The sequence below is a fragment of the Pseudomonas sp. S36 genome (assembly GCF_016647875.1).
GTDB classification, from domain to species: Bacteria; Pseudomonadota; Gammaproteobacteria; order Pseudomonadales; family Pseudomonadaceae; genus Aquipseudomonas; species Aquipseudomonas parafulva.
In genome coordinates, this window is record NZ_JACVVG010000048.1 from 1 (window position 1) to 19,068 (window position 19,068).

Annotated in this window: 16 protein-coding genes and 3 tRNA genes; 1 reads left to right on the forward strand and 18 read right to left on the reverse strand. The window is 62.5% G+C overall.

Annotated features, from left to right (window positions below; genetic code table 11):
* Positions 1–108: 108 nt before the first annotated feature.
* From mgtE to alaS, 7 genes are all read right to left on the reverse strand, one after another.
* Complete coding sequence (gene mgtE, locus IAE36_RS20190; protein WP_028635514.1) at positions 109–1,551, reverse strand: magnesium transporter; 1,443 nt, start codon at positions 1,549–1,551, stop codon at positions 109–111.
* 347 nt (positions 1,552–1,898) lie between these two features.
* A tRNA-Arg gene (locus IAE36_RS20195) sits at positions 1,899–1,975 on the reverse strand.
* Between the two features lie 73 nt (positions 1,976–2,048).
* Positions 2,049–2,125, reverse strand: a tRNA-Arg gene (locus IAE36_RS20200).
* 104 nt (positions 2,126–2,229) lie between these two features.
* A tRNA-Ser gene (locus tag IAE36_RS20205) sits at positions 2,230–2,320 on the reverse strand.
* Positions 2,321–2,392: 72 nt separating this feature from the next.
* Positions 2,393–2,581: a carbon storage regulator CsrA gene (gene csrA, locus IAE36_RS20210; protein WP_023533771.1), complete on the reverse strand. Its 189-nt coding sequence runs from the start codon at positions 2,579–2,581 to the stop codon at positions 2,393–2,395.
* A gap of 167 nt (positions 2,582–2,748) precedes the next feature.
* On the reverse strand, positions 2,749–3,984 hold the full coding sequence (locus IAE36_RS20215; protein WP_028635513.1) for an aspartate kinase: 1,236 nt from the start codon (positions 3,982–3,984) through the stop codon (positions 2,749–2,751).
* Between the two features lie 85 nt (positions 3,985–4,069).
* Positions 4,070–6,694 carry an alanine--tRNA ligase gene (alaS, locus tag IAE36_RS20220; RefSeq protein WP_201214243.1) on the reverse strand — a complete coding sequence of 875 codons (2,625 nt, stop codon included), beginning with the start codon at positions 6,692–6,694 and terminating at the stop codon, positions 4,070–4,072.
* A 372-nt stretch (positions 6,695–7,066) separates the two neighbouring features.
* Here alaS and IAE36_RS20225 point away from each other — a divergent pair, with 372 nt between their 5' ends.
* Positions 7,067–7,903, forward strand: a complete 837-nt coding sequence (locus IAE36_RS20225) for a hypothetical protein (protein WP_201214245.1) — start codon at positions 7,067–7,069, stop codon at positions 7,901–7,903.
* Positions 7,904–7,908: 5 nt separating this feature from the next.
* Here the strand turns inward: IAE36_RS20225 and astE are convergent, their stop codons facing one another.
* The 11 genes from astE to IAE36_RS20280 all read right to left on the reverse strand — a co-directional run bounded on the left by astE (position 7,909) and on the right by IAE36_RS20280 (position 19,063).
* Positions 7,909–8,919, reverse strand: a complete 1,011-nt coding sequence (astE, locus tag IAE36_RS20230; RefSeq protein ID WP_201214247.1) for a succinylglutamate desuccinylase — start codon at positions 8,917–8,919, stop codon at positions 7,909–7,911.
* 11 nt (positions 8,920–8,930) lie between these two features.
* A complete protein-coding gene (locus IAE36_RS20235; RefSeq protein WP_201214249.1) occupies positions 8,931–9,221 on the reverse strand; it encodes a topoisomerase II in 291 nt (96 codons plus the stop codon).
* 14 nt (positions 9,222–9,235) lie between these two features.
* Positions 9,236–10,585 (reverse strand): N-succinylarginine dihydrolase, encoded by a 1,350-nt coding sequence (astB, locus tag IAE36_RS20240; RefSeq protein ID WP_201214251.1) that lies wholly within the window; start codon positions 10,583–10,585, stop codon positions 9,236–9,238.
* A 20-nt stretch (positions 10,586–10,605) separates the two neighbouring features.
* The gene (gene astD / locus IAE36_RS20245) at positions 10,606–12,069 is read right to left on the reverse strand and encodes a succinylglutamate-semialdehyde dehydrogenase (RefSeq protein ID WP_201214254.1); all 1,464 of its coding nucleotides are present in this window, start codon (positions 12,067–12,069) and stop codon (positions 10,606–10,608) included.
* Complete coding sequence (gene astA, locus IAE36_RS20250) at positions 12,066–13,097, reverse strand: arginine N-succinyltransferase (protein ID WP_201164591.1); 1,032 nt, start codon at positions 13,095–13,097, stop codon at positions 12,066–12,068. The genes astD and astA overlap by 4 nt, the downstream gene beginning before the upstream one ends.
* Positions 13,098–13,166: 69 nt before the next feature.
* On the reverse strand, positions 13,167–14,186 hold the full coding sequence (aruF, locus tag IAE36_RS20255; protein WP_028635506.1) for an arginine/ornithine succinyltransferase subunit alpha: 1,020 nt from the start codon (positions 14,184–14,186) through the stop codon (positions 13,167–13,169).
* A gap of 135 nt (positions 14,187–14,321) precedes the next feature.
* Positions 14,322–15,542, reverse strand: coding sequence for an aspartate aminotransferase family protein (locus IAE36_RS20260; protein ID WP_201214257.1), 1,221 nt, complete (start codon positions 15,540–15,542; stop codon positions 14,322–14,324).
* 270 nt (positions 15,543–15,812) lie between these two features.
* On the reverse strand, positions 15,813–16,793 hold the full coding sequence (gene argR / locus IAE36_RS20265) for a transcriptional regulator ArgR (protein WP_201214260.1): 981 nt from the start codon (positions 16,791–16,793) through the stop codon (positions 15,813–15,815).
* Between the two features lie 98 nt (positions 16,794–16,891).
* Positions 16,892–17,656: an ABC transporter ATP-binding protein gene (locus IAE36_RS20270; protein ID WP_028635503.1), complete on the reverse strand. Its 765-nt coding sequence runs from the start codon at positions 17,654–17,656 to the stop codon at positions 16,892–16,894.
* A 22-nt stretch (positions 17,657–17,678) separates the two neighbouring features.
* On the reverse strand, positions 17,679–18,377 hold the full coding sequence (locus tag IAE36_RS20275) for an ABC transporter permease (protein ID WP_028635502.1): 699 nt from the start codon (positions 18,375–18,377) through the stop codon (positions 17,679–17,681).
* The gene (locus IAE36_RS20280) at positions 18,374–19,063 is read right to left on the reverse strand and encodes an ABC transporter permease (RefSeq protein ID WP_028635501.1); all 690 of its coding nucleotides are present in this window, start codon (positions 19,061–19,063) and stop codon (positions 18,374–18,376) included. Before IAE36_RS20280 ends, IAE36_RS20275 begins: the two co-directional genes overlap by 4 nt.
* Positions 19,064–19,068: the final 5 nt, after the last annotated feature.

Below are 19,068 nucleotides of genomic sequence, written 5' to 3' on the forward strand. Positions count from 1 at the left end.
GCTCTCCGGAAAATCGGGATGGGAGGTGTAAACCTTATTCAGGACGGGACACAGGTCCATGAAAAAGCCAGCGAAAGCTGGCTTTTTTATGGGAGCGGTGTGTACTGCTTAAAGCAGGAACACCGTGGCAAGGCCCAGGAAGATGAAGAAACCGCCACTGTCGGTCACGGCGGTGATCATTACACTGGAGCCCATGGCAGGGTCCCGCCCCAGGCGGGTCAGGGTCATGGGGATGAGCACACCCATCAATGCGGCCAACAGCAGGTTCAGCGTCATCGCGGCCGTCATCACCAGGCCCAGCGACCAGCTGCCGTACAGCCAGAACGCGACAGCGCCGATTACCCCACCCCAGATCAAGCCATTGAGCAGCGACACCGCCAGCTCCTTGCGCATCAACCGGCTGGTATTGCCCGGCGACACCTGGTCCAGCGCCATGGCGCGGACAATCATGGTAATGGTCTGGTTGCCCGAGTTGCCGCCGATCCCTGCAACGATCGGCATCAGTGCAGCCAATGCCACCAGCTTTTCGATGGAGCCTTCGAACAAGCCAATGACCCGCGAGGCGACAAAAGCGGTAATCAGGTTGATAGCCAGCCAGGCCCAACGGTTGCGCAGCGAACGCCACACCGAAGCGAAGATGTCTTCTTCTTCGCGCAGGCCGGCCATGTTCAGCACTTCGCTTTCGCTCTCTTCGCGAATGAGGTCGACCATTTCATCAATGGTCAAACGGCCGATCAGGCGCCCAGCCTTGTCCACCACCGGCGCCGATACCAGGTCGTAACGCTCGAACGCCTGAGCTGCATCGTAGGCGTCTTCCTCAGGGTGGAACGACACAGGGTCGGTAGCCATCACATCAGCCACCTTCTTGTCCGGGTCATTGACCAGCAGACGCTTGATGGGCAATACGCCCTTGAGGATGCCGTCGTTATCCACCACGAACAGTTTGTCGGTGTGGTTGGGCAGCTCCTTCAGGCGGCGCAGGTAACGCAGTACAACCTCGAGCGTAACGTCTTCGCGGATGGTGACCATCTCGAAGTCCATCAGTGCACCGACTTGCTCCTCGTCGTAGCTCAGCGCCGAGCGCACACGCTCACGCTGCTGGGCATCGAGGGTTTCCATCAGCTCATGAACGACGTCACGGGGCAATTCAGGCGCAAGGTCGGCCAGTTCGTCGGCGTCCATGTCCTTGGCCGCGGCGAGCAGCTCGTGGTCGTCCATGTCGGCGATCAACGACTGGCGAACGGCGTCGGACACCTCCAGCAGAATGTCGCCATCGCGATCCGAGCGCACCAGCTGCCAGACCGTCAGGCGGTCTTCCAGGGGCAAGGCTTCGAGGATGTAGGCGATGTCGGCGGGGTGAAGGTCATCGAGTTTGCGTTGCAGCTCGACGAGGTTCTGGCGATGGACCAGGTTTTCGACCAGGTCGTTGTGCGCGCCTTCCTGACGGTGGGTGAGGTCTTCGACCAGGCGCTGGCGCTGCAGCAGTTCGACAACCTGAGCCAGGCGGTCCTGCAGGCTGTCTTGAGTTTTCTTTACTTCTACTTCGGTCATAGGCGAACTCCACTCCCAGCAGCGGAGCACGCCGGGGGAATCAATCGATTGGATCTAGCGGTATGAAAACGGTTGGTAAGTGACTACTGGGTAAGTCCATGGTGGTTTTCCACAAGCCCCGGCGGGGCTGACGGGCGCAATCATACACGGGTCGCGGCGCTAGATCGCTTAAATTTTTGGGCAGAACAATCGTTTGCGCGATAGAGATGGGACAACACTCGAAGCCTTCCGTGCCACAGATAATCCTGAGCAGGAAAGCACAAGCATGTGACGGATGCAGGCGCGGGATTAACAATCGCGCACAAACAAAAAGCCCGCTCATGTGAGCGGGCTTTCTGTATTGGGTATGGCGGACTCAGCAGGATTCGAACCTGCGACCGCTCGGTTCGTAGCCGAGTACTCTATCCAGCTGAGCTATGAGTCCGTCGTTGGTAGTTTTAGACCAGATTACCACTGGTTGATTTGAAGCAGCCTTGCAAACAAAGCCACTTCAAAAGTGGCGGACTCAGCAGGATTCGAACCTGCGACCGCTCGGTTCGTAGCCGAGTACTCTATCCAGCTGAGCTATGAGTCCGTGTCTTGCCGCGCATTATAGGTCACTAAAACATTTTTGCAAGAACTTTTCGTTTAAAAACAACTACTTAGCGTCTTACTGTTTACAGCGCCCTAAGCGAATAATGGCGGTGAAGGGGGGATTCGAACCCCCGATACCCTTATGAGGTATACTCCCTTAGCAGGGGAGCGCCTTCGGCCACTCGGCCACCTCACCGCAACACGAGGCGAATATTAAACAGGCTCTTCCTCGTTTGCAACCCTTTTTTTGAAAAAAACTTCAAAAGAATTAAAGGCTTGGCTCTTCGTCCTTCTCGTTCTTGATCCGCAGGTAGATTTCTTCACGGTGCACGGCCACTTCTTTAGGGGCGCTCACACCGATGCGTACCTGGTTGCCTTTGACGCCGAGCACCGTCACGGTGATCTCGCCATCTCCAATGATCAGGCTCTCGGCGCACCGACGAGTCAGAATCAACATAGCTTTCTCCTTACGCAAAACATTCAGGGATTACAGTCTTGGGGTTCGGCGCCGCACCGTGGACCACGGCACGGGCGCCGGTTGCCCATCGCGCCTGGCAGGACAGGGCCTGCGCGACGGGCAGAAACGCGAAGGGCGCGGCAAGCCGCGCCCTTCCAGGCAAGGCGTTACTCGCTCTGTCGGGCAGGCGCATCAAGCTCGAACGCGGTGTGCAGTGCACGTACCGCCAGCTCCAGGTACTTCTCTTCGATCACCACGGACACCTTGATCTCGGACGTGGAAATCATCTGGATGTTGATGCTTTCCTTGGCCAGGGCCTCGAACATGCGGCTTGCAACGCCGGCATGCGAACGCATGCCTACGCCGACGATGGACACCTTGGCGATCTTGGTATCGCCGATCACTTCCCGGGCACCCATCTCGCGAGCGGTGGCTTCCAGCACGCTCTGGGCCTTCTCGTACTCGTTGTGGTTTACGGTGAAGGTAAAGTCGGTGGTGTTATCGTGGGCAACGTTCTGCACGATCATGTCGACCTCGATGTTCGAGGCGCTGATCGGGCCGAGGATCTTGTAGGCCACGCCAGGGGTATCCGGCACGCCGCGGATGGTCAGCTTGGCTTCATCACGGTTGAAGGCGATACCGGAAATGATCGGCTGTTCCATGGATTCCTCTTCATCAATGGTAATGAGGGTACCCGGACCCTCCTTGAAGCTGTGCAGCACGCGCAGCGGAACGTTGTACTTGCCGGCGAACTCCACCGAACGGATCTGCAGCACCTTGGAACCGAGGCTGGCCATTTCCAGCATCTCTTCGAAGGTGATCTTCTCCAGGCGACGGGCCTGCGGCACCACCCGTGGGTCGGTGGTGTAGACGCCATCGACATCGGTGTAGATCTGGCACTCGTCAGCCTTCAATGCAGCCGCCAGGGCCACACCAGTGGTGTCGGAGCCGCCACGCCCCAGGGTGGTGATGCTGCCATGCTCATCCACACCCTGGAAGCCCGCTACCACGACCACGCGCCCGGCCTTGAGGTCGGCGCGAATCTTCTGGTCATCGATTTGCAGGATGCGCGCCTTGTTGTGCGCACTGTCGGTGAGGATGCGCACCTGGTTGCCGGTGTAGGACACCGCCGGCACACCACGCTTGATCAGGGCCATGGCCAGCAGGGCAATGGTCACTTGCTCGCCGGTGGACACGATCACGTCCAGCTCACGCGGAACCGGTTGCTCGCTGATCTGCTTGGCCAGGTCGATCAGGCGATTGGTTTCACCGCTCATGGCCGACAGCACGATCACCAGGTCGTCGCCCGCTTCGCGGTGTTTCTTGACCTTATCGGCTACCTGTTCGATCCGCTCGATGGAACCGACAGAGGTGCCGCCAAATTTCTGTACGATCAACGCCATTTCAATGGTGCCTCAGCCCAAAGGGCCCCAAAAAACAATCCAACATGAAGGGCAAGCCGGCCCCCAGGCCGCCCTGCCCTTCATCTCAAAGTCCCTGCTCTGCGAACGGCACGGCCAGCGCCAGGGCCTGGTCCAGCGCGGCGACGTCTACGCCACCGCCCTGTGCCATGTCCGGGCGCCCGCCGCCCTTGCCGCCCACTGCCGCAGCGGCTTGTTTCATCAGTTCGCCAGCCTTGAGTTGGCCGGAGAGGTCTTTGGTCACGCCGGCCACCAGCACGACCTTGCCCTCATGCTCGCTGCCCAGCAGGATCACTGCATGGCCGAGCTTGTTCTTCAGCTGATCGACCAGGGCGAGCAGCGCTTTGCCATCCTGCCCATCCAGGCGGGCGGCTAGCACCTTGGCGCCCTTGACCTCCACGGCCGCATTGGAGAGATCATCCCCTGCGGCGCTGGCGGCCTTGGCCTGCAGCTGTTCCAGCTGCTTCTCCAGCTGGCGGTTGCGCTCGAGCACAGCCGACAGCTTGTCGATCAGGTTGTCGCGGTTACCTTTCACCAGTTGCGCGGCTTCCTTCACCTGCTCTTCGGCAGCGTTCAGGTAGGCCAGCGCGGCAGCGCCGGTGACGGCTTCGATACGGCGCACGCCGGAAGCCACGCCACCTTCGCTGATGATCTTGAACACGCTGATGTCGCCGGTGCGCTTGGCATGGATGCCGCCGCACAGCTCCACCGAGAAATCACCGCCCATGGTCAGCACGCGTACGGTATCACCGTACTTCTCGCCGAACAGCGCCATGGCACCCTTGGCCTTGGCGGTTTCGATGTCGGTCAGCTCGGTTTGCACCGGCGTGTTCCTGCGCACTTCGCGGTTGACGATGTCTTCCAGGGCCTTGATCTGCTCTGGCTTAACCGCCTCGAAGTGGCTGAAGTCGAAACGCAGACGCTGGCTGTCGACCAGCGAGCCTTTCTGCTGCACGTGCTCGCCCAGCACCTGGCGCAGGGCCTCATGCAGCAGGTGGGTAGCGGAGTGGTTCAGCGAGGTGGCGTGTTGCACCTGCTCGTCCACCTTGGCCTGCACCGGCGAACCAATTACCAGCGCACCGCTGGCCACCACCCCATGATGCAGGAACGCGCCACCGGTCTTGGTGGTGTCGCGCACATCGAAACGCGCAGCACCGGCCTGCAGGAAACCGGAGTCGCCCACCTGGCCGCCGGACTCGGCGTAGAACGGTGTGCGGTCAAGCACGACCACACCCTCCTCGCCCTCGCCCAGCTGGTCCACCGCCTGGCCGTCCTTGTACAGGGCGATGATCTTGCCCTCGCCTTCGGTAGCGTCGTAACCCAGGAACTCGGTGGCGCTGTCGACCTTGACCAGGCTGTTGTAGTCCATGCCGAAGGCACTGGCGGAGCGCGCACGTTCACGCTGCGCGTCCATTTCACGCTCGAAACCAGCCTCGTCGATGGTCAGCTCGCGTTCACGGGCAATGTCGGCGGTCAGGTCCATGGGGAAGCCGTAGGTGTCGTACAGCTTGAACACCACGTCGCCTGGTACAACGTCGCCCTGAAGCTGGGCCAGGTCCTGTTCGAGGATGCGCAGGCCCTGCTCGAGGGTTTTGGCAAACTGCTCTTCTTCAGCCTTGAGCACACGCTCGATCTGCGCCTGCTGGTTTTTCAGCTCAGGGAAGGCTTCACCCATCTCGGCCGCCAGTGCGCCGACGATCTGGTAGAAGAAGCTGCCCTTTGCACCCAGTTTGTTGCCGTGGCGGCACGCGCGGCGGATGATGCGACGCAGCACGTAGCCACGGCCTTCGTTGGACGGCAGCACACCGTCGGCGATCAGGAAACCGCAGGAGCGAATATGGTCGGCGACCACCTTCAGCGAGGCCTGGCCTTCATTGCTGCAGCCGATGGCCTTGGCAGCCGCCGCCAGCAGGTTCTGGAACAGGTCGATCTCATAGTTCGAGTGCACATGCTGCAGCACGGCGCTGATACGCTCCAGGCCCATGCCGGTGTCTACCGAAGGGGCCGGCAGCGGGTGCAGTACACCGTCCGCGGTGCGGTTGAACTGCATGAAGACGTTGTTCCAGATCTCGATGTAGCGGTCGCCGTCTTCCTCGGGCGAACCGGGTGGGCCGCCCCAGATGTCGGCGCCATGGTCGTAGAAGATCTCGGTGCACGGGCCGCACGGGCCGGTGTCGCCCATGGTCCAGAAGTTGTCCGACGCGTAAGGTGCGCCCTTGTTGTCGCCGATGCGTACCATGCGCTCGGCAGGCACGCCGACTTCTTTGGTCCAGATATCGTAGGCTTCGTCGTCGGTGGCGTAGACGGTGACCCAGAGCTTGTCCTTGGGCAGGTTCAGCCACTTGTCCGAGGTCAGGAAGGTCCAGGCAAAGGTGATGGCGTCACGCTTGAAATAGTCGCCAAAGCTGAAGTTGCCCAGCATTTCGAAGAAGGTGTGGTGGCGCGCGGTGTAGCCGACGTTTTCCAGGTCGTTGTGCTTACCACCGGCGCGCACGCACTTCTGGCTGCTGACAGCACGGGTGTAGGCGCGCTTCTCCGCACCGAGGAAGCAGTCCTTGAACTGGTTCATGCCGGCATTGGTGAACAGCAGGGTGGGGTCGTTGTTCGGAATCAGCGAACTGGACGCGACTCGGGTATGTCCCTGCTCTTCGAAGAAGCGAAGGAAGGCTTCACGGATTTCTGCGCTTTTCATAGGTTCTTCCACGGAAACGGCGGCCCGTCTGGGCAAAGCGTCGACGAAACGACGGCAAAGGGCCGCATTATATCGGTCCTGTAGTCTCGATGCAGTGTGTTTATGCGATACAAACCGCGCTTTCGGCGGTTTTTCGGGGCATGCAAGCGAAAACGACATGCGCCGATGCTAAAGCCTGCCTTTTGCTACTGGCAAGCCATTAGCGCTCATGCCCGGGCAAAATGGAACAGGCGGTGAGTTAAAAGGATTTCATCTACGCTCGCCCCTGCCCTGGCGGTAGCACAGCCCTCACCTGCACGGTGCTAGATGTGCAATGCACCGTGCTGCCGCGCTTACCGTAGCCTAGCCTCTCATTCTCTGGAGGCCCCGAACATGACGACACCTGTAGCAACCACACACCTGCTGGATGCAACTGACAAAACCCGGGTTGCGGCCCACGGCGAAATGGATGAAGCCATTGCCCACGACATCGTGAGCGAAGCCGGCCTGCACAGCACACGGGTCTATTACGATTACGAGCTGTTCGACCTGCACACCTCGCCACTGGCAACCCTCCAGCGCAGGCTGATCACCGCCTACGATGGCGATGAGAACATCGGGGAATGCGACGAGATCCTGGCGTGGTTGTCGACCACCGATGTGGAGCTGAGCCAGGACAAGGACATCACCCTGAAAGTGGCCGGCCAAACGTTCATCATCCAGCCCGCCACTGCCGAGCAACGCTTGCACCTGCTGTTTCTGGGTGCCGACGCGCCGGCAGGCATCGGTGAAGGTATTGCCCAGCCGTTGCGCGTGGACAGCCATGCCAACCCGGACAACCGCTTCGATGTGACGGCGCTCGACAACCTGTACCTGTATGGCACCCCCCAGTTCCAGGCAAGGGTGTACGAGCAGTTGCTGCTGCTGCCCGGCTACCCGGCGCTCAAGCAGTTGCTGGACACCGCACGCCAGCGCTACGAAACCGTGCCGGACATGGTGCTGATGCAGTGCTATGCGGGCCCGGCCCAGTTCGGCCCGGGCTTCGACCTGGAGCGGGTGATCCCCAACGAGCATGCCCACCGGTTGTCAGGCGACTACACCGCGGTGCTCTATGACCCGTACGAAGCCAGCGGCCTGGACGGTTTGACCACACTGGCCAGGTTGCTGCAACAAGCCTACGACGCGCTGGCGCCAGACCTGCTGCTGCCCGCCCCGGCTACCGGCGGCTGAGCGGATCAGGGCGAAAGGTCGTGCCCCTCGCTGGGCACGATCAGGATCCCGGCCCTGAGGCCGTTCTTCACCTTCGGGTTGGGGAAGATGATGCGCGCGCCCTCTTCTTCCACCACCCAGCGCATTTCTGCCAGGTCTTCAGCCAGCAGGTAGCCCTTGCTCAATTCGGAGAAGTTTTCGATTTCGGCGGGCAGGTGCAAGTGGAAACTGTCGCTGTGCTTGATGATTTCACGAGCCACACTGAACAGTTGCAGCCCATCGAGTGACTGCTCTGCCTGCGGCTCGGTCGCCTCCAGAATGCGTACCAGGCGCGCAGCCAGCTTGCCGAGGTTCACTTCGTCGTTCTGGCCAAACGGCCGCGCCTTGCCCAGTTCCAGCGTAAAGGCTTCGGCATCGAGTTGCTCATAGGTGAAGGCACTGAACGTGATGGACGGCTTGCGCTGCAGCAGCACCGCCTGCATGCCCGCCGCCGCCAGCCGTGCCAGTTCACGGCGCGAATGCTGGCGGCCCTCCTTGAAGGGGTACAGGGCGAACTGCTCGACCTTCGAGCCACGGATGGCCGTGTGCAGGTCGTAGTGCAGGCGGTTGCGGCCAGGCTTGCTGAAGAACACCCGGGCAAACTGCTCCAGCTCTGCAGCCCTCAAGGCCTCCATGCCGCTGGTCTGCTCATGGCGGCCATTGAACAGGCGATTGATGTCCTGTTCGATATAGCGCTCGCCCTTGATGATGGCAGCGGGGTTGCCGAACAGAAACAGCACCCGCGCCCTGGGCACGATTTCGCCCTTGGCCACACCGTGCAGCAATTGCTCAAGCAGTTCTATAGGGGCCGTCTCGTTGCCATGAATGCCGGCAGACAGCAACACATCGAGGCCGCAGTCGTCGCTTTCGGCGGGGCGCACTTCCAGCGCGCCTTGCCCCAACCAGCGCAAACGCACGCCCTTGGTGGTCACTTGGGTCTTCTCGGCCGGTTCATGGCCGGTAAGGGTCAGCTCAAGCAGTTTGCCAAGGGCGAGCATAGCGGGCTTCCTTAGTGGTGGTGGCCGCAGTCCGGGCCGTGCACGTGATCGTCGTCTTCACCCACCTCTGCCGGTTCCATCTCCAGCTGCAGGCTGACCAGGTTGGTGGCCATCGGGCGCAGCAGCAGGTTGGCGTATTCGGTGTCGCCTTCATCCACGTCCACCCCGATCAGCAGCTGGCCACGGCCGTCCTGCTGAATCCACACTTCCTTGCCTTGCCAGACCACGGCAAAGCGGGTGCACGAGGTTTCCAGCTGGGTGCCGTCTTCATCTTCAAGGATCAGGCGCAGGGCATCGGTCATTGCAAAGTCTCTCTTCAAGGTTGGCGTTGGAACGGGTATACCGAGCCCAACTTGAGTATCTGGGTCAATTCATCCAGTGCGGTTCGGCACTCCACCAGCAACTGCGGGTCGGCCAGGTCCGAATCGACCAGGCGATCGCGGTAGTGGCGGTCAACCCACTGCAGCAGCGTGTCGTACAGCGGGGCGGTCATGATAACGCCTTGGTTCACTGCCGCCAGTTCCGTTTCAGTCAGGGCTACACGCAGGCGCAGGCAGGCAGGCCCACCGCCGTTGCGCATGCTCTGCTTGAGGTCGAACACCTGTACCTCCTGCACGGGCGTACCCTGGGTGGTCAGTTGCTCCAGATAAGCCCATACCCGCTCGTTATTGCGGCATTCTTCGGGTACCACCAGCAGCATCGAGCCGTCGGCGCGGCTGAGCAGTTGGCTATTGAACAGGTAGGAGCGCACTGCATCCTCCACCGTCACTGCCGCCCGTGGCACGCCGATGGCCTGCAAGGTACCGCCCTTGCCGGCCAGTTTGCCGCGCAACTGGTCGAGCACTGCCTCGCTGTCCAGGAAGGCATCCTCGTGGTGGAACAGCACCTCGCCGTTGCCTACTGCAATCACGTCGTTGTGGAACACACCCTGGTCGATCACCGCCGGGTTCTGCTGAGCATAGACCACGCCGTCCTCGCGCAGCCCATGCAGGCGGGCCACGGCCTGGGACGCCTCGAGGGTCTGCCGGGCGGGGTATTTCTGCGGCGCCGGGTAGCGGCTGTCGAAGGCACTACGCCCGTAGACGAAAAACTCCACGCCAGGCTCGCCATAGGCGCGGCAGAACCGGGTGTGGTTGGCGGCGCCCTCATCGCCGAACTGAGCCACGGCCGGCAACGCGGGGTGGTGCGCGAAGTGAGCCGGGTGCTGGAACATGGCCGCCAGTACCCGGCTGGTGGTGGGGTGTTCGATACTGCGGTGGTACTTGCAGTTGAGGTTGGCGGCCGTGAAATGCACGCGCCCGTCGACGGTATCGGCACTGGGGCTGACGGTGGCGGCGTTGGCCACCCACATACTGGAAGCCGAACAACTGGCCACCAGCAGCGGCATGGCCTCACGTGCAGCACGCTGGATGACGTCAGCGTCGCTGCCGGTAAAGCCCAGCTGGCGCAGCGCGGCAACATCTGGGCGCTCCTGGGGGGCCAGCACACCCTGCTTGAAACCCATGTCGGCCAGCGCTTTCATTTTCGCCAGGCCCTGGCGCGCCGCCTCGCGAGGGTTGGAGCCCTGCTGGCTGTTGCTCTGGGAGGCCACGTTGCCGTAGGACAGCCCGCCGTAGTTGTGGGTCGGCCCCACCAGGCCATCAAAATTTACTTCGTAGGATTTCATCGGCTAGGCTCCGACCGTTGTTATAGGGTGATACCCGGCGTCAGGGTCGCCGGCAATGCAAGGCTGTCGGCCTCCAGCGAAGCCACCGGGTACGCGCAATAGTCGGCCGCGTAGTAGGCGCTGGCGCGGTGGTTGCCACTGGCACCCACGCCGCCGAACGGCGCGCTGCTTGCTGCCCCGGTGAGTTGCTTGTTCCAGTTGACGATGCCGGCGCGGCTGCGCAGCCAGAAATACTGGTAACGGGCGCGGGAATCCGAGAGCAGGCCTGCAGCCAGGCCGTACTGGGTGGCATTGGCCTCGTCGATGGCAGCGTCCAGGCCTGCGTAGCGAACCACCTGCAGCAGCGGGCCGAAGAACTCCTCGTCCGGGCGTTCGGCAACGGCTGTAACATCGACAATGCCCGGTGTCAGCAAAGCCGCGCCCGGCTGCGGCTGGGTCATGCCCAGCAGCTGTACTGCGCCTTTGGCCACCAGGTCGGCCTGGGCGCTGAGCAGTGCCTGGGCGGCCTGCAACGAGATGACCGAGCCCATGAACGGCGCAGGCTGCTGGTCGAAAGCCCCCACGGTCACGGTTTTGCACACCTCAACCAGGCGCGCCAGCAGCGCATCACCCCAGGCCCCCTGCGGCACCAGCAGGCGCCGCGCGCAGGTGCAGCGCTGGCCGGCGGAAATGAATGCCGACTGGATGATGGTGTACACCGCCGCCTGCACATCCTTGACCTCATCCACCACCAGCGGGTTGTTGCCGCCCATTTCCAAGGCCAGGATCTTGTCCGGGCGGCCGGCGAACTGCTGGTGCAGCAGGTTGCCGGTGCGGCTGGAGCCGGTGAAGAACAGCCCATCGATGCCCGTGTTGGCAGCCAGTGCCACACCGGTTTCGCGGGCACCCTGCACCAGGTTCAGCACGCCTGCGGGCAGGCCGGCGGCCACCCAGCAATTGACCGTCAGCTCCGCGACCTTGGGCGTCAGCTCGCTGGGTTTGAACACCACGCAGTTGCCGGCCAGCAGGGCTGGCACGATGTGGCCGTTGGGCAGGTGACCGGGGAAGTTGTAAGGCCCAAACACCGCGACCACCCCGTGGGGCTTGTGCCGCAGCACAGCGGTGGCGTCGGCCAGCGGCCCGCTTTTCTCACCGGTGCGCTCCCGGTAGCTCTGTACCGAGATAGCCACCTTGTTGATCATGCTGGTGACTTCGGTGGCCGATTCCCATAACGGTTTGCCGGTTTCTTCACCAATGCAGTAGGCCAGCGCATCGGCATGCAGCTTGAGCTGCGCAGCGAACTGTTCCAGCACGCTGATCCGCGCCTCCAGGCTAAGCTGAGCCCAGGCCGGAAAGGCCTGCCGGGCCGCTTGTACCGCAGCCTCCACCTGGCCCACATCGGCGCCCTGCCCTTGCCAGACCACAGCCTGGGTCACCGGGTTGAGCGATTGCAACGCTTCGCCGTGGCCGGCGTGCCAATGACCTGCAATGTAGTGGGTAGTCATCGCTGGCCCTCCCGGCCTGCCGAAAGCGGCACGGCGCGTACGTTGTCCCCGGCGCCCATGCGCAGGCGCTTGGCGGTCAGCGGGTCGACCACCAGCGTACCGGCAGCCAGCCGCGCGGGTGCAGCCGTGATACGGCAGTCGTCACGCTTGCGATTGTGAATGATGTAAGGGGTGGCGTCGTCGCCTGGGGTACCAATTGCCAGTACCAGGGTCTGGCTGTCGCGCACCGCACGGATCCTGTCGGTGTCGCACTCGATGGCAGGCCCGGCGTCGAAGATGTCTACGTAGCCCTGGTAGTTGAAGCCTTCCTGCTTGAGCATCGCCAAGGCCGGCTCGGTATCGGCGTGCACCCGGCCGATCACGCTGCGCGCCGCCTCGGACAGGAAGCAGGTATACAGCGGGAACTTGGGCATCAGCTCAGCGATGAACGACTTGTTGCCCACGCCCGTCAGGTAGTCGGCCTGGCTGAATTCCATCTTGAAGAAGTGCCGGCCCAGGCACTCCCAGAACGGCGAGCGGCCCTGGGCGTCGGACATGCCGCGCATTTCGGCAATGATCTTCTTGCCGAACAGCTCGGGAAACTCGGCGATGAACAGCATGCGTGCCCGCGACAGCAGGCGGCCATTCAGGCCGCAGCGGTGGTCATGGCGCAAGAACAACGAGCACAGTTCGGAGTTGCCGGTCAGGTCGTTGGCCAGGAACAGCGTGGGGATCTCGCGGTAGATCTTCAGTTCCTGGGAGGCGCTCACCGTCAACCCGACCCGGTAGTTGTACCAGGGCTCGCGCAGGCCCACGGCGCCGGCGATGGCACTGATGCCCACCACCAGGCCCTCGTCGTTTTCCAGCACGAACAGGTAATCGGTATCGCCACGCTCGGCTTCGCCACGGAAGGTCTTTTCCGCCCAGCCCACACGATGCCCAAGGCGCTCTTCGTTGGCCGGCAGGGTAGTCAGGCCGGTGGTGCCGGTGCTGCGCGCCAGCTCGATCAACGCAGGCAAGTCGCTGCTGCGTACAGGACGAACGATCATGCTATCTCCTTGTGCGTCGGCATTGGCCGGCGCGAAACACGTCTAAACCTGCAACGTCGCCCTCAGGCCTCAAGCGGCGACCAGGCGCACGCTGGCACCCTCGCCCACCCCTAATGCATCTGCCGCTTCCTGGCTCAGGCTCACTGGCTTGCCAGGCACCCAGTCCAGGTCCAGCAGCACGGCGCGGTAATCCTGCAACTGGCCATTGCACACCAGGTACGGGCGCCCGCCCTTGCCGGCAGCCTGCTCGACTTTCACCGGCACCACGCGGCTCTGGGCGATGGAACGGATGCCAGAAGTGCGCGCATGCAGGGTGGGGCCGCCATCGAAGATGTCGATGTAGTGCTCGGTTTCGAAGCCTTCACGCATCAGGATGTCGAACGTGATCTGCGCCCTTGGGTGCACCTGGCCCATGGCCTCTTGCGCCTGGTCAGGCAACAACGGCACGTAGATTGGGTAATGCGGCATCAGTTCGGCGAGGAACGTGCGGCTTTTCAGCCCGCACAGGCGCTCGGCATCGGCGTAGTTGAGGTCGAAGAAGTTACGCCCAATGGCATCCCAGAACGGCGACTCGCCCTGCTCGTCGCTGAAGCCGACTATTTCGGTGACCACCGAATCGGCGAAGCGCTCCGGGTGGGCGGCCATGAACAGCAGGCGGCCGCGAGAGTTGAGTTCTGCCCAACCGCTGTTCACCAGTTCTGGCAGCACGTAAAAGCTGGTCAGCAGGCTGTTGCCCGTCAGGTCATGGCACAGCGAAAGCACGTGGATCTTGTTGTGGATCTTCAACTCGCGCGAGGCGTGGACGAAGGTTTCGTTGCGAAAACTGTAGAACGGCTCGGAATAGCCGGCCGACGCAACGATGGCCGAGCAACCGGCCAACTGGCCGGTCTGGCTGTCTTCGAGCACGAAGAAATAACTTTCCTCGCCGTTGAAGCTCACCTCGGCGGCAAAGGATGTTTCAGAGGCGGCGATCTTGTCGCCCAGGCGGGCAGTATCGTCCGGCAGGGACGTGACACCAATCGGGCTGTCTGCAGCCATGCGCTGCACTTCGTTCAGATCAGCCATTTGCGCAGGGCGCATCACCAGCATGGTGTCACTCCTTTGGAAGACGTGCCGTTCACGGCGGCACGTAAAAACGGCAGGCGCCTGGGCACCTGCACTGAAATCGGGTTTCACCGGCCTACCTTGAGTGGGGCCAGGCCGGTGAAGGCACAGCAGGCCGGGTCAAGCCTGGGTCAGCGTGGCCACGGCACGTTCGAAGCGGTCCAGGCCGGCATCGATGTCGGCATCTTCCACCACCAGGCTGGGCGCGAAACGCACCACGTCTGGGCCGGCCTGCAGCACCATCACGCCTTCTTTCTCGGCCGCATTGAGCACGTCCTTGGCCTTGCCCTGCCAGGCGGGTGTCAGCACGCAGCCCAGCAGCAGCCCCACGCCACGCACCTGGCTGAACAGGTTGTAGGTGCTGCCGATTTTTTCCAGGCGCGACTTGAAGCGTTCGTGCTTGGCCTTGATGCCCGCCAAGGTCTGCGGCGTATTGACCACATCCAGCACCGCACAGGCGACTGCGCAGCCCAGCGGGTTGCCGCCGTAGGTGGTGCCGTGGGTGCCGACGGCCAGGTGCTTGGCCAGTTCGGCGGTGGTGAGCATGGCGCCGATGGGGAAGCCGCCACCCAGGCTCTTGGCGCTGGTGAGAATATCCGGGGTGACGCCGTAATGCTGATAGGCATACAGCGAGCCGGTGCGGCCAACACCGGTCTGCACTTCGTCGAAGATCAGCAAGGCATTGTGCTGGTCACACAGCGCGCGGGCACCTTCAAGGTAGGCCTTGTCTGCCGGGACCACACCGCTTTCGCCCTGGATCGGCTCAATCACCACCGCGCAGGTCTTGTCGGAGATCTGTGCCTTCAACGCTTCCAGGTCGTTGTAGGGCACATGGCTGATACCAGTGATCTTCGGGCCGAAACCGTCGGAATACTTGGGCTGCCCACCCACACTGACGGTGAACAAGGTACGGCCGTGGAAGCTGTTGACCGTGGCGATGATCTCGTATTTTTCCGGGCCAAAGCGGTCATGGGCAACACGGCGGGCCAGTTTGAAGGCCGCTTCGTTGGACTCGGCACCCGAGTTACAGAAGAACGCACGGTCGGCGAAGGTGGCCTCCACCAGTTTGTGGGCCAGGCGCAGTGCGGGCTCGTTGGTGAAGACGTTGGAAACGTGCCAGAGGGTGTTGGCCTGCTCGGTCAGGGCCTTGACCAGCGCCGGGTGGCAATGCCCCAGGGCGTTGACCGCGATGCCGCCCGCGAAGTCGATCAGCTCGCGACCGGTCTGGTCCCAGACGCGGGAACCCTCGCCTCGTACAGGAATGAACGCCGCCGGGGAATAGTTGGGGACCATCACCTGATCGAAATCGGCACGTTGCACCGGGGCTTGCTCAACGGACATCTGAGTCTCCTGAAGAGGAACGCTGGCCTGGAAGTGGCGAGCGATGGGGGGATTGTAAGGATTGGACTGCGCCCGGCCTTGCGGCCAAGCGACAACTTGTTACAGCGCAACACCCGGTTTTAACCAGGCTTTCGGCAATGCGACAAACACTGTCGCAATCGCGCAGTGTACGGCAGAGCGAAGACTGGGTGAACGGGTGTTCACATATAGAGGGCTGTGAGGTGTTCACCGCCGGGAGTGCGGCGCCCACGCGACCACGTTGCGACGAACTCAGCCCTTATCGACCGCCGCCGAACTCAATTCGAACGGGCTGCTGCTGCGCCGCTGGTTGCGGTCTTCCCGCGGCGTGGCACCGAAGAAATTGCGGTAGGCACTGGAAAAATGCGGCCCCGAAGAGAACCCGCACGACAGGCCGATCTGGATGATCGACTTGCTGGTCTGCATCAGCATCTGCCGCGCCTTGTTCAGGCGCAGTTCCAGGTAATACTGGCTCGGCACCCGGCTCAGGTACTGTTTGAAGATGCGCTCCAGTTGCCGGCGCGAAACGCACACGTGCTGGGCGATTTCGTCGGTGGTCAGGGGCTCTTCGATGTTGGCTTCCATCAGCAGCACCGCCTGGGTGAGCTTGGGATGGCTGGACCCTAGCCGGTTCTGCAACGGAATACGCTGGCGCTCGCCCCCTTCACGGATGCGTTCGACCACCAGCTCCTCCGACACAGCCCCCGCCAGCTCTGCCCCGTGATCACGAGCCAGCACCGCCAGTAGCAGGTCGGTTACCGCCATGCCGCCGCAGGCCGTGAGGCGGTCGCGGTCCCAGTCGAACAGGTGGCTGGTGGCAATTACCTTGGGGAAACGCTCGGCAAAATCATCCTGCCAACGCCAATGTACCGCCGCCCGGTAACCGTCCAGCAGGCCCAGCATGGCCAGCGGATACACCCCGGCAGACAGCCCGCCCACCATGCACCCACTGCGGGCCAGTTGCTTGAGGGCAGTGGACAGTGCTGCACCTACACCGGCAGGCGGTTCGTCGGCCAGCAAAAACAGCTTGTGGCAGCCTTCGAGGCGCCCGTTCCACGCCTCGCCAGGCAGGCGCCAGTTGCCGTCCTGGGCGGGCTCGGCCTGCAGAAAGAGCAGGTCGTAGATCACCTCCGGGTGCACCCGCTGCGCCACCTGCAAGGCTTCCTCTGCCAGCGCCAAGGTCAGGGGCCTGGTACTGGGCCAGATGAGAAAACCGATTCGCTGGGTGGTCATAGGGTGCGGTCCGAAACCTGAGGTCGTTCGATTCAGTGCGCCGGGTCAGGCTGCGCTTGAAACGCAGCATGCCCTATTGTGGTGCAAAAAAGCAGCCTTTACTTGAGGCTGCCAGACAGGAACTGCTTCAGGCGCTCCGAGCGCGGGTTGGCCAGCACGTCACGCGGGCAGCCAGTCTCTTCCACCAAGCCCTTGTGGAGGAACACCAACTGGTTGGACACCTCGCGGGCGAAGCCCATCTCGTGGGTGACCACCACCATGGTGCGGCCTTCCTGGGCCAGCGCCTGCATCACCTTGAGCACATCGCCCACCAGCTCCGGGTCCAGGGCCGAGGTGGGCTCGTCGAACAGCATCACTTCCGGCTCCATGGCCAGGGCGCGGGCAATGGCCACGCGCTGCTGCTCACCGCCCGACATGTGCCCCGGGAAGGCGTCCTTGCGGTGGGCTACCCCCACCTTGGCGAGGTAGTGCTCAGCCTTTTCCAGGGCTTCCTTGCGGTTCATGCCCAGCACATGCACCGGGGCTTCGATGATGTTCTCCAGCGCGGTCATGTGCGACCACAGGTTGAAATGCTGGAACACCATGGCGAGGCGTGAACGCATGCGCTGCAACTGGCGGGGGTCGCCAGCCTTGAGCGCGCCGTCCTTGCCTGCCACCAGCTTCAGCTCTTCGTTGTTGAGCAGGATCTTGCCCGCGTGGGGCTGCTCCAGCAGGTTGATGCAGCGCAGGAACGTGGACTTGCCCGAACCGCTGGAGCCGATGATGCTGATGACGTCGCCAGCCTTGGCCGCCAGAGAAACGCCCTTGAGCACCTCATGGCTGCCGTAGCGCTTGTGCAGGTCTTGGACTTCGAGTTTGTACATGCTGTCGATTCTCACAGAGCGGTCAGTGCTTGCGCGGCGCCAGGTAGCCGAGCCAGCGGCGTTCGGCCATCTTGAACAGGCGCACCAGGATGAAGGTCAGGCACAGGTAGAACACGCCCGCCGTGATATAGGCCTCGAAGGGCAGGTAGTACTGAGCGTTGACCGTACGCGCAGCGCCGGTGATGTCGATCAGGGTAACGATCGACGCCAGGCTGGTGGTCTGCAGCATCATGATCACTTCGTTGCTGTATTGCGGCAGTGCACGGCGCAGGGCGGACGGCAACAGGATGCGGCGGTACATCTTCATGCGCGACATGCCCATGGCCTTGGCCGCTTCGATCTCGCCATGGGGCGTGGCCTTCAGGCTGCCCGCGATGATTTCGGCGGTGTAGGCACTGGTGTTGATGGCGAAGGCCAGGCACGCACAGAACGTGGCGCTGGACAGCAACGGCCAGAACACGCTCTGGCGCACGGCTTCGAACTGGGCCAGGCCGTAGTAGATCAGAAACAGCTGCACCAGCATCGGTGTGCCACGGATCACGTAGGTATAGAGCCAGGCGGTGAGGTTCACCACCGGTTGCTTGGACACCCGCATCAACCCCAGCGGAATGGCCGCCAGCAAGCCGAAGAACAGGGAGATGGCCAGCAGCTTGAGCGTGGTCAGCAGGCCGTCGATATACATCGGCAAAGCGTCCCAGACCACGTTGTAGTCGAAAATCATAGTTCAGCCACCTTCACGCCCACCGAGTAGCGACGCTCCAGATACTTCAGCGCCAGCAGCGACACACTGGTCAGCACCAGGTACAGCGCGGCCACCGCCAGGAAAAAGGTGAACGGCTCACGCGTGGCGTCGGCCGCCTGCTTGGCCTTGAACATCATGTCCTGCAGGCCCACCACCGAGATCAGTGCAGTGGCCTTGGTCAGTACCAGCCAGTTGTTGGTAAAGCCCGGGATCGCCAGCCGGATCATCTGCGGCACCTGGATACGGAAGAACACCTGACGGGCGCTCATGCCATAGGCAACGCCCGCCTCGGCCTGCCCTTTGGGGATACCCAGAAACGCACCACGGAAGGTTTCCGACAGGTAGGCGCCAAAGATGAAGCCCAGGGTACCGATACCCGCCAGCAGCGGGTTCAGGTCGATGTAGTCATCGTAGCCAACCAGCGGCGCAACGCGGTTGATGATGTCTTGCCCGCCATAGAAGATCAGCAGGATCAGCACCAGGTCCGGGATGCCGCGCACCACCGTGGAATACAGGTCGCCCAGCCAGGCCAGCCAGCGCACGGGCGACAAGCGCAGCGCCACGCCGATCAGGCCGAGCACGATGGCCAGGGCCATCGACGACAGGGCGAGCTGTAGCGTCAGCCACGCCCCATCGAGGATGACTGCCCCGTAGCCTTTCAACATGTTGT